This window comes from Providencia sp. (assembly GCF_003533305.1).
Lineage (GTDB): Bacteria > Pseudomonadota > Gammaproteobacteria > Enterobacterales > Enterobacteriaceae > Providencia.
In genome coordinates this window covers 42,866-54,398 of sequence record NZ_DOEH01000006.1, presented here as the reverse complement: position 1 = coordinate 54,398, position 11,533 = coordinate 42,866, and the positions used below count along the sequence as shown (strand labels likewise).

The following is an 11,533-nucleotide window of genomic DNA, read 5'->3' as shown; positions in this document are numbered from 1 at the left end:
ACATTTCCCTTAGTGTTGGCAAGAATAGGCGCTGATTTAAATATTCAAAATAATGAATATTTAAACTGAAAATTTAACTATGCTCATTTGCCAATATCAAACTATAAATATTTGCGAGTAAATAACCTTCTTCCGCAGGGTCTAGCGTTAATTGAAAATGACTAAGGAGTGACTGATGAATCTGCGTAACCAATTGGTAATCCTCAAATTGTTTAACTTCATCTAAAATATCACTATCAACAGGTTCAATTTTTTCCCCTCTTCGAGAACGCATCAATGCACTTGCCATGTGTGTTAGTGCCATGTTGCCTTGAGAGTGCCGAATCGTTATTTTCCAATCATTCTCCAAATTTGATATTACACACAACATGCCGTCATGAATATCTTGGTCAATGACACCACCTTGTAATAAAATAGCCAGCCTTTGCTCCATATTTCACTGCTCCCATAACTTAAATTCAATAAACTGGTTCAATTACGCCATCAATTACATTTTTTTGGTGGATTAACAAAGCATCAGGGTCAATCATTGTACTAATGAGTTGCTGCAATTGAGAATCATCTTTACGAGTCAAAATAACCGCTTCTGATGCCTTATAAAAACAATCATGACTAAGATTTTTATTCTCAATTAAAGATTGCGTTGTTAAGCCAAATTGATCTAGCTCTTTACCCTGGCCGACGTTCCAAATAGCGGCATCAATTTCATGACTCATTATTTTATTAACGCATTCATGATATGAAACATCGACAAAAATATAGTCACCACCGGCACTCCATTGTTCCGTCATCATTTTCTGGTCTGTTGAGGTTCTGTCGACGCCCACTTTTAAAATACTATTCAACTCACCTTGGCGATAAATTAATTTATGTTCTTGCGCATAGCTATATTTTCCAAGAGCTAGGGCAATATGCACATTATGCTCAGATAAATGCTGCTCAGCTGCCAAACGTGAAGTTACCGCTAAATCATAAATACCATTTTCTAAACACTCAATGCGAATATCAGACCCTCGCATATGTGCGAAATAGAATGGAACCTCTAAAAACTGTGCTTTCAAGCCACTCGCCAGCCCTTCATAAACTCTTGCATAAGGCAGCGGCATAGCACAAACAACGTTGCCGATATTAGCAAATTTAAAAAGTAGCTTATGGTCAATCTTAGTAACGAAACTACCATTACGACCCCGTCGCTCAATAGTAATTGCGCCAAGAGCCTCTAATGATTTCAATGCTGATTGCATCAATCCTACTGATAGATAACTATCTTTCGCTAATTCATCAATAGTTTTAAGACGACTACCATTCTCTAAGACCAGTAAATAACGCGAGAGATAAGACTGCGCAATTCCTTCTTTTTTAATAAATGCTTGGGTCATAATATTATTCAAAAATTATATTAAATTTATCTTCATTAATTTGAAGATAAATTGCAAACAAATAAATGTCAATTAGTGACTATCATCACGAATGTGATATAAATGTATCGTAGACAAGAATGCATTAAACAATAACCTTATATATCAAACAATAAGATTATTAAAACTAAAAAAATAAATTTATATACATGATAAATAAGATAAACAATAACTAACTATTTATCTTCCGTTGTAAGAATCGGTGGGAATAGGCGAATAAGATAATTGCCAGATAAAAAAACGGTTCTGGCGTTATTGTTTTCATCGATAAAGCAAAGTGTAAAACCACTAATAGCAGCACAGGGTAAAGTAAATTGTGTATTCTTTTCCACCATTTACCAAGCTTAACTCGTAACCAATTAAAAGAACTTATCGCCATTACAAATAAAAATAACCAACAAATTAAGCCTATTGCTAGATAGACTCTGGAATAAATCTCTGAGAAAAATAAAGCCACATTGCTCCAACCTATTTCAAGTAATAAATAGCTCGTTAAATGCAGTGTCGCCCAGACAAAACACCATATCCCTACCAGCTTTCTTACTTGAAATATATTATTCCATTTTAAGTAGTGAGCCAGCATAGGAATAACAGCAATCAACACTAATAAACGCAGTGCTGTCAGCCCAGTAAAATGCTGAATATCCTTTGCGGGATCAGCACTTAGCTGTTGAAGATTAATTGCATAAATAAGCCATGCCAATGGCAGTAATGCAATTAACTGGAAAATACCTTTTACCAAACCAATTGGCATCTGACGTGGATCCATAAATTAAAAGTTTCTCCTTAAATCCATACCTGTATATAAACTCGCAACCTCTTCGCCATAACCATTAAAAGGCAATGTTGGCTGTCTTGTGACTTGTCCTAATCCCCCTGAGCCAATAAAACGCTCTGAGGCTTGAGACCAACGAGGATGATTGACATCTGGGTTCACATTGGCATAAAAACCATATTCATCTGGCGCAGATAAGTTCCATGTTGTAGGCGGGATGGATTCCGTCAATCTAATTTTGACAATCGATTTAATGCCTTTAAAACCATATTTCCACGGAACAACTAAACGAATAGGTGCACCATTTTGATTAGGTAATTCTTTGCCATACACCCCAGTTGCCATAAATGCTAGCGGATTCATGGCTTCGTCTAAGCGAAGTCCTTCAACGTAAGGATATTGCAGCCCCCCTCCCACAAAACGACTATTTTGACCCGGCATTTCTTCCGGTGCATATCGCGTTTCGAACGCAACATATTTTGCGCGACTTGTTGGCTCAACTAATGCAAGCAAACTCGCTAATGGAAAGCCAATCCAAGGAATGACCATTGACCACGCTTCAACGCAGCGCATACGATATATACGTTCTTCTAGTGTAAATTTATGACGAATATCATCTAAACTTAACGTTATTGGACGGTTAACTTCCCCTTCAATTGAAACCATCCACTCGTCAGTTTTCATGGTATGTGCATATTCGGCAGGATCAGATTTATTTAAACCGAATTCATAAAAATTATTATAGCCTGTGACCTTATCCTCAGGCGTTAACACTAGTTCACTTTGGTATGCTTCAGGCTTTATAAAGGTGAGTTCTCTTGTCGCTATTTTAGGCGTAACGATTTTTTCATCACCCGAAAACCATGAAAAAAAGTCAGCTTTAACCGCCGAGCTAGCAGCTAATCCTGCCGCGCCAACCCCCAGTAATTTGAGTAAATTTCTACGCTTCATCATGAAAACAGATTCAGGTGTAATATCAGTATCTTTCGTTATTTTCGATTTTTTCATTATTATTTTCCTCAACTCAAATACATAAGTCAGTCACAAGCGTTTTATATAAAAACTGAAAACATGAAAGAAAACACATTGATGAAGAAATAAAATGCGCATTCTTATAATTTGATATTGTTATACCGAAAAATGAATGAAACAAGCTGACGGGTTAATGACAAAATTGTCATGTTAATCATTTCGCCTTATCAATTAGGGAAGGATAAGGTGACAACATTATATTTATCAATACGTTCAAAAATAACTTCACCGCCATGTAAAGTCATAATCGCTTGGACAATTGATAAACCTAATCCGCTGCCATCAGAACTACGAGCGTTATCCCCGCGCCAAAAACGGGTAAAAACCTCATTTTTGACAGCAATCATGTCACCTTCATTGGTAACCGCAATTATTAACCTTTCATCATTGCTTTCAATATGCGTAGTAACTTGGGTATTAGGGTAAGAATATTTAATCGCATTTGAAATTAGGTTCATTAAAACACGAACTAATAACAAACGATCTGCATCAATATGAAGGGAAGACTCGTCATGGATTAACTGAATTTGCTTTTCTTCTGCATAGTGAGAAAATAAGTCATAAACCTCATCAATCACCCCGGATAAAAGAAGATTTTCTCTTTTTAGCGCGATATTTTTATTTTCCGCCCTAGCGATAAATAACACACTTTGAATAATTTTAGCGAGTTTATCTAGCTCTTCAATATTACTCACAATAATGGCTTCATATTCAGCCACAGTACGTGGTCGCTGTAATATAATTTCATTTTGCACACGGATCGCATTAATGGGTGTTCTTAACTCATGTGCTAAATCATCTGATAATTGGGTTAATTTAATAAAATCATTTTTCAGTCTTGACCGCATAATATTTAATGAATCACCTAAATTCTTGAGTTCATCCGGTAACTGTTCAATATCAATGCTCTCGGCAAGTGAATGGATATCACTATTAGCAGTGATCTGACTCAACAAGGTAATATCATGTAATCCACGTTTAATTAACCAAAAACTTAGAATACCCATAAATAAAATCGAGATAATCGGTATAAAGATACTTTTTTTCAAATATTCAGCTAGCACACTGTTACGATCAATAGAGACTTTAGCAATAACAACTTGAAGTTTTCCAATAGGTGATTGAATATCAAAACTAATTGCAGATACTGGCGTTCCCGATGTAGTCTCCCAATGAGTGATAGCATTTAATCCCAATTCATCCAAATTGACCACTTTAAGATGGGAAGTTAATAAAATATCTGAATTGGTTTCCACTATCACATGATTGTTTAAATCTTTAATTTGAATAATATCCTGTTTCATATCCATCATACGCTGGAAATAAATAGGTAATGTTTTAATATCAATGCCGCTAACAATCAGTTTCGCCAGTTGATCTGCACGATTTACCAGTAAATTATCATCACGTGAAACCAACTCATTTTTTAGAGAGTAATATAATGTTAATGTCACAAAGCTAGTGTTAACCACCATCAGCAAGACAAATAAAGTGATAATTTTAAAGCGTAATGATTTTACTTTCATGTTGTTGGCCTATTGAGGCGATATCCCATACCTCGAATTGTTTCGATTAATTTCACATCAAAAGTATCATCTACTTTTTTTCTCAATCGACGAATAGCAACATCGACAATATTAGTATCACTTTCAAAATCAATCCCCCAAACTTCACTGGCGATTAACGTTCGAGGTAAAATTTCATCCACATGCAACGCAAAAAATAGTAATAGTGAATATTCTTGGCGTGTCATAGGGATTTTCAAACCACCGCGTTCAACATCATGCCGAGTAAGATCAACTTTAAGATCAGCAATTTCAATTACTGTCGGCGCGATTTGATGAGTGCGTAATTGATTTTTAATACGTGCTAATAATTCAGAAAATGAAAAAGGCTTAACTAAATAGTCATTTGCACCTAACTCTAAACCTTTAACACGGTCATCAACCGCATCTCGCGCAGTTAAACAAATAACCGGAACAGCTTTAGATGTTCGTAAAATTTTCAAGATATTCCACCCATCCATACCGGGTAACATAATATCTAAAATGATTAATTGGTAATCATTTTCTAACGCAAAGTAGAGGCCATCCCTACCATCGGTCGCAATATCAACAGTAAAACCCGCCTCTTCTAAGCCTTTTTTTATCCAATTTCCTGTTTTATCATGATCTTCAATTAATAATATTTTCATTTTAACGATCCTAAAATCCTTTTTATTCATAATAATCTGAATATTTATAACGAGCTTTATAGTCTCTTTCAATCATTTGTTAATCGCTTTATGCAAGATTAGGGACTATTGATCTTTGATAGTCAATTTTCATTCGGATTAAAAAGCACGTTACATACACCTCAGTCTGCACTTTTAAACTATTAAGCTATCGCACCGCCATTTGCATCTAGCATCGACAAACCACTCTCGTCATTTTTGACGATCGGCTCTACTTCATGTTTTTTTCGTCTATGAGAAAATAGGCATAAAAAATATCATTTTTAAATTCAATAGATTAGATAAGTTTAGTTTAAATATTAAAACTGGCATAAACCCTGCATATATAAGGGAGATAAGGCGGTATTTAACCGTTAAATGAAAAATATAGGAGCAATGTTGATGGAAAAAGTCATCACCGTCTGCCCGTATTGCGCCTCAGGCTGTAAATAAACCTGAAGGTGGAGAACGGGAAGATCATTGGCGCAGAAGGCGCAAATGGTCACACCAATGAAGGAGAGCTCTGCCTGAAAGGCTATTATGGCTGGGACTTCATTCATGACACTAAAATTTTAACACCTCGCCTCAAAAACCCAATGATCCGCCGTGAACGTGGTGGCAAGTTAGAAGTGGTTTCTTGGGATGAAGCGATTGAATTTGCCAGCTCGCGGTTACTGGCAATTAAAGCAAAATATGGTCCAAAAGCGATTATGACCACAGGGTCTTCTCGCGGTCCGGGTAATGAAGCTAACTTTGTGATGCAAAAATTTGTTCGTGCAGCTGTCGGTAGTAATAATATCGACTGCTGTGCGCGTGTCTGACACGGCCCTTCGGTTGCAGGTCTGCAGCGTTCGGTCGGTAATGGCGCAATGAGTAACTCAATTGTCGAAATTGAGGATGCCAAATGTATTTTTGTCTTCGGTTATAATGCCGCAGACTCACACCCTATTGTCGCGCGTCGTATTTTAAAAGCGAAAGAAAAAGGGGCTCAAATTATTGTTTGTGATCCGCGTTATATTGAAACCGCGCGTATCGCAGATATTCATTTACCATTGAAAAACGGCTCTAATATTGCATTACTAAATGCATTCGCTCACGTGATCATTGAAGAAAACCTGTATGACCAAGCCTTTATTGAGGCTCACACAGATAAATTCGATGAATACCGTGCTTTAGTCGCACCTTATACACCTGAATCTGTTGAAGAAACAACCGGTATCAAAGCCGAAGATATCCGTAGAACGGCTCGCATGTATGCAAATGCCGAAAGTGCCATGATTTTATGGGGCATGGGTGTCACACAATTCTATCAAGGTGTCGAAACCGTTCAATCCCTCACAAGTTTAGCATTATTAACGGGTAACTTAGGTAAGCCGCATGTTGGGGTCGGCCCCGTTCGTGGTCAAAATAATGTTCAAGGCGCCTGTGATATGGGTGCTCTGCCAAATACTTTGCCAGGCTATCAATATGTCGATGATAAAGCGGCACTTGATAAATTTGCTAAGTTTTGGGGCATTGAAAAAATGCCAGATGAAAATGGGATCCCATTAAGTGAAGTTCCACATTTCATCGATGAAGGTATTTTAAAAGCACACTATGTCATGGGTGAAGATCCACTGCAAACTGAACCTGATTTAGCAACCATTCGTCGTACTTTCGATAAATTAGAGCTATTGATTGTTCAAGATATCTTTATGACTAAAACAGCCGCTATTGCGGATGTTATTTTCCCAGCAACCTCTTGGGGAGAACACGAAGGTGTCTATACCGCAGCAGACCGTGGATTCCAACGTTTTTATAAAGCGGTTGAACCTGTGGGTGATGTGAAAAAAGACTGGGAAATTATCAGTTTGATGTCCACCGCAATGGGCTATCCGATGCACTATAACAACACCAAAGAAATTTGGGATGAGCTACGTGAGCTTTGCCCTATCTACTATGGTGCTACTTATGAAAAATTGGCAGGTCTCGCCTATATCCAATGGCCATGTCGTACATTGGAAAGTGAAGGTACTGAATACTTATACGAGGGAGGCAATTTCGATACGCCAAATGGTAGAGGTCAGTTCTTTACTTGTGATTGGCATCCACCGATTGACCAAGTTAGCGCTGATTATCCGATGGTACTTGCCACAGTCCGTGAGGTTGGCCATTACTCTTGCCGTTCCATGACTGGTAACTGTAAAGCGCTTGCGGCATTAGCAGATGAACCCGGTTTTGTTCAGATAAATACCGCTGATGCGAAGAAATTGGGTATTAAAGATCAAGAGCTGGTATGGATAGCCTCTAAACAAGGTAAAGTTATCACTCGTGCAAATATTAGTGAACGTCCTAATAAAGGTGCGATTTATATGACTTATCAATGGTGGATTGGTGCTTGTAATGAGTTAGTAGCAGAAAACCTCAGCCCAATAACCAAAACACCTGAGTACAAGTATTGTGCAGTCCGTGTAGAACCAATTGCGGATCAACACAAAGCTGAACACTATGTTGTACAAGAGTATACGGCGATTAAGCGTAGATTACGCGAGGCTGCCGAGGGGGTTTAGTTTTCCCTTTATTTTTTGTGCGATAAAAAACTTCACGGGTCACATGCATATAAGTATGTGACCCGATTTTTTTATTCGTAATCTAGTAACAATATCGATTACTTTCAAATCACAAAAATAATAATTTCATTTAATAGCTAAGCATGTAATTACCAATTAATGGCTCTTCAACTAATTAACCTTAGCCAGTCCTTAATAATCCAATTCAATTTATTCAAATATTAATAATTATACATTTCCAACTTAAATCTTAATAAGAATTATTATTAATTAGAATACTACAATTTATATTTAAATTAGTTTGAATTGTAAATAGATAGAACAGAAAATTATTTTGAAGGGAATAAGCAAATATGTAGTTAGACTCTCCACATAACACAAAGAATGGTAACTATAAAAATTAAAATAAGTTTAATAAATTTGATTCTTAATCACTCCCCAAATACTCCTCAAAATAATTTGTGTTGTAGGTAGGCGGCAATTGAGCTAATCCTTGGGAGCATACATAAGTATGTGACCGAGGTTGGCGAATGAAGCCAACACCCCTACAGCGCAAAGTATGACGGGGTGTTGGCGGCAAGTAAAGCTAAGCCCTAGAAGCATACATAAGTATGTGACCGAGGTTGGCGAATGAAACCACCCCCCCTACAGCGCAAAGTATGACGGGGTGTTGGCGGCAAGTAAAGCTAAGCCCTAGAAGCATACACAAGTATGTGACCGAGGTTGGCGAATGAAGCCAACACCCCTACAGCACAAAGTATGACGGGGATAGGAGCATACATAAGTATGTGACCGAGGTTGGCGAATGAAGCCAACCCCCTACAGCTCGAAGTATGACAGGTATACGAACTAAAAAAGATCTTGGACACAAATCCCTAACCTCTGCATCCTCGACAACAACGTCGTCCGCTTCAACCCTAGACGTGTTGCGGCCCCTCTTGCACCAGCAACCACCCCATTCGTTGCTTTTAGTGCAGCAATAATTCTATCCCTTTCCTCGTCATCATTTTCAGGCGCCTCTGTTTGCATTCGCTTTTCGAGCAACGTCGGAGTTTGCAGTGCATTTTTAAGGCGTGATGGCTTTGGGATATTCAGCTCATGTAACTGTAAATTAAGTGTATTACCGCGGGTAAGGATCACTGCTCGTTCAATCACATTTTCTAGTTCTCGCACATTACCGGGCCATGGATAGCGAGAAAGCTGTTCCAGAGCATCGAGTGGAATGCAGTCTATTTTTCGGTTCATTCTTTGAGCAATTTTTTGCGTAAAATAGGTTGCCAGCAGTGCGATATCCTCTGGTCTCTCTCGTAACGGTGGGATCACAATAGGGAATACATTCAAACGGTAATAGAGATCTTCTCGAAATTCACGGTCATTGGTCATCGATTTAAGATTACGATTTGTGGCTGCTATTAGTCTAACATCCACGGGTATCACTTTATTACCACCAATACGTTCAATTTCACGTTCTTGCAGCACTCTCAATAACTTGGGTTGAAGATCTAACGGCATATCACCGATTTCATCTAAAAATAACGTACTTTTATCCGCCATTTCAAAACGGCCAATATGTGTTGTGGTAGCTCCGGTAAACGCGCCTTTATCATGACCAAATAAATCACTTTCTAGCAACCCTGATGGAACAGCAGCACAGTTCATCTTAATCATAGTGCGTTGATGTCTATCACTTAAACGATGAATAGCTCGCGCGATAAGCTCCTTACCAGTTCCCGTTTCACCTAAGATAAGCACGGTGCTATCACTGTGAGCCACCAAATCAACTTGCTCTAATACATTACGCATCGCTTCGCTTTGAAAAATAATTTCACTGAAACTATCAGTACGATGTATCTGTTCAGTCAACCAAAGATTTTCAGTTTTCAGGCTGTCTTTTAAACGAGTAATTTCACCATAAGCAGCTGCGTTATCAACTGCAATCGCAAATCGTGCCGCTATTTGTTTAAGCAAATTACAATTATCTTCTGTAAAAATACTTTTATTTTCATGAGATAAAACCAACACCCCCAAAGGTTTATGGTTAAATGCCAATGGTAATAACAACGTTTCACTCATTCCTTGCTCACACATATGCCTATAAAGTGGGTCTTGCGTGGCAGAATCTAAAGTCAAACGCACAGGCTGATTACTATCAAGAGCCTGTGTTAAATCTGGATGTAACTCATTCAAATGATACTGCATTTTCTCAACGGGATGTGAACGTTGATAATAGCTGGAATAACAAAGGTATACGGCAGAACTATAATTATCACATAATGCGATGCTGATTTGACTTATACCGAAAAAACGGTAAATTTCTCGAGATACTTCAGCAACTAAACCATCCATTTCTAAATGAGAAAGCACCGAATTGGTAATATCAACTAATATTCTGTACTGGTCGCGTTCATGGCGTATACGTTCAGCTTTTTCAGATATATCCACAAAGTCTCCACTAACTCGTCATGGTTCAGGTTATCGCTGTATTGTCTTCACTTGGCTACTTAGATCACATACTAAAGTATGTACCCCAAGCTAACTTCGTTTATCGTCTTGCTATTAATTGAATATTTATCGCTTATATATTCTAAAATACTCATCTATGAATAAATGCAAATTCAAAAAATTTAATGCCGTGATTAATATCATTTTAGCTAATACAATTTTTTAATCCTATTATTGTAATGACTCTATAAAAAAAGAATATCGCTGACTGATTTAAGTTTGATCCAGTCCCCTATTTTTAATATAACAATATCTTAGTATAGCCATATATATAACGATATTTGTAATTATCGTCATATTTGTCGAAGCTTGTGACGAATATTTCAATTACCCTTTCAGCACCTTTTTATTATTTATTAATATACTGATTTAACTGAATTAAATTATTTTTCTGATCTGGCACGATACATGCTTATGAAAAGGTATTCGAACCAGAGGACGGTTACACCGGAAAGCCGGATGTGATGTCGTCGTATATCATTCAGGAGAGTATGATGAACCGTTTCATCATTGCAGACCCCAAAAAATGCATTGGCTGTCACACTTGTGAAGTGGCATGTGTAGTTTCTCATCAAGAACAAGAAACAGGTATTGAAACTGTCGTTAAAGATGATTTTTTCCCACGTATTCATGTTATCAAAGGCTATAACATCAGTACTGCTGTAGTTTGCCGTCAATGCGAAGATGCCCCCTGTGCCAATGTTTGTCCTAATGGTGCGATTAGCCGTAAAGATGATTTTGTGTATGTTGACCAATCTAAATGTATCGGTTGTAAAACCTGCGTCATTGCTTGCCCTTACGGCACAATGGAAGTCATTAGCCGCCTTGTTGCTCAACAAAATACTGCGCTAAATACCATTCCACAATACCGTGCTGAAGCACATAAATGCGATCTCTGCCATACTCGCGAAGGTGGCCCTGCTTGTGTGGAAGTTTGCCCAACCGATGCGCTTATTGTCGTAGACCGTAATCGTATGGATGAAATTATTAAAGAGCGTCGTCGCCGTGCGGCTTTTGAAATTCCTTACGATTTGATGTCATAAGA

Annotated in this window: 8 protein-coding genes and 1 pseudogene; 2 read left to right on the top strand and 7 right to left on the bottom strand. The window is 37.9% G+C overall.

The window, feature by feature from the left end; translation table 11 throughout:
- Positions 1-73 precede the first annotated feature (73 nt).
- From DD649_RS01925 to hprR, 6 genes are all read right to left on the bottom strand, one after another.
- The gene (locus DD649_RS01925) at positions 74-433 is read right to left on the bottom strand and encodes a PRD domain-containing protein (RefSeq protein WP_294102989.1); all 360 of its coding nucleotides are present in this window, start codon (positions 431-433) and stop codon (positions 74-76) included.
- A 25-nt stretch (positions 434-458) separates the two neighbouring features.
- Positions 459-1,379 carry a GntR family transcriptional regulator YhfZ gene (gene yhfZ / locus DD649_RS01920; protein WP_336428805.1) on the bottom strand — a complete coding sequence of 307 codons (921 nt, stop codon included), beginning with the start codon at positions 1,377-1,379 and terminating at the stop codon, positions 459-461.
- Positions 1,380-1,590: 211 nt separating this feature from the next.
- Positions 1,591-2,187 (bottom strand): protein-methionine-sulfoxide reductase heme-binding subunit MsrQ, encoded by a 597-nt coding sequence (locus DD649_RS01915; RefSeq protein ID WP_294102983.1) that lies wholly within the window; start codon positions 2,185-2,187, stop codon positions 1,591-1,593.
- A 3-nt stretch (positions 2,188-2,190) separates the two neighbouring features.
- Positions 2,191-3,201: a protein-methionine-sulfoxide reductase catalytic subunit MsrP gene (gene msrP / locus DD649_RS01910; protein WP_294102980.1), complete on the bottom strand. Its 1,011-nt coding sequence runs from the start codon at positions 3,199-3,201 to the stop codon at positions 2,191-2,193.
- A gap of 191 nt (positions 3,202-3,392) precedes the next feature.
- Positions 3,393-4,751 (bottom strand): heavy metal sensor histidine kinase, encoded by a 1,359-nt coding sequence (locus tag DD649_RS01905; protein WP_336428801.1) that lies wholly within the window; start codon positions 4,749-4,751, stop codon positions 3,393-3,395.
- Complete coding sequence (hprR, locus tag DD649_RS01900) at positions 4,748-5,419, bottom strand: response regulator transcription factor HprR (RefSeq protein ID WP_336428799.1); 672 nt, start codon at positions 5,417-5,419, stop codon at positions 4,748-4,750. The genes DD649_RS01905 and hprR overlap by 4 nt, the downstream gene beginning before the upstream one ends.
- A 420-nt stretch (positions 5,420-5,839) precedes the next feature.
- On the opposite strand from hprR, the pseudogene fdhF reads away from it, so the two are divergent.
- Positions 5,840-7,986 (top strand): annotated as a pseudogene (fdhF, locus tag DD649_RS01895) (formate dehydrogenase subunit alpha).
- A gap of 849 nt (positions 7,987-8,835) precedes the next feature.
- Here the strand turns inward: fdhF and DD649_RS01890 are convergent.
- A complete protein-coding gene (locus DD649_RS01890; RefSeq protein WP_294102971.1) occupies positions 8,836-10,428 on the bottom strand; it encodes a sigma 54-interacting transcriptional regulator in 1,593 nt (530 codons plus the stop codon).
- 554 nt (positions 10,429-10,982) lie between these two features.
- Between DD649_RS01890 and hydN the strand changes: the two genes are divergently transcribed.
- Positions 10,983-11,531, top strand: a complete 549-nt coding sequence (hydN, locus tag DD649_RS01885) for an electron transport protein HydN (RefSeq protein WP_294102966.1) — start codon at positions 10,983-10,985, stop codon at positions 11,529-11,531.
- Positions 11,532-11,533: the final 2 nt, after the last annotated feature.

Coding starts and splice junctions, on each gene's coding strand:
- DD649_RS01925 (WP_294102989.1), bottom strand. CDS start 433: ATGGAGCAAAGGCTGGCTATTTTATTACAAGGTGGTGTCATTGACCAA.
- yhfZ (WP_336428805.1), bottom strand. CDS start 1,379: ATGACCCAAGCATTTATTAAAAAAGAAGGAATTGCGCAGTCTTATCTC.
- DD649_RS01915 (WP_294102983.1), bottom strand. CDS start 2,187: ATGGATCCACGTCAGATGCCAATTGGTTTGGTAAAAGGTATTTTCCAG.
- msrP (WP_294102980.1), bottom strand. CDS start 3,201: ATGAAAAAATCGAAAATAACGAAAGATACTGATATTACACCTGAATCT.
- DD649_RS01905 (WP_336428801.1), bottom strand. CDS start 4,751: ATGAAAGTAAAATCATTACGCTTTAAAATTATCACTTTATTTGTCTTG.
- hprR (WP_336428799.1), bottom strand. CDS start 5,419: ATGAAAATATTATTAATTGAAGATCATGATAAAACAGGAAATTGGATA.
- hydN (WP_294102966.1), top strand. CDS start 10,983: ATGAACCGTTTCATCATTGCAGACCCCAAAAAATGCATTGGCTGTCAC.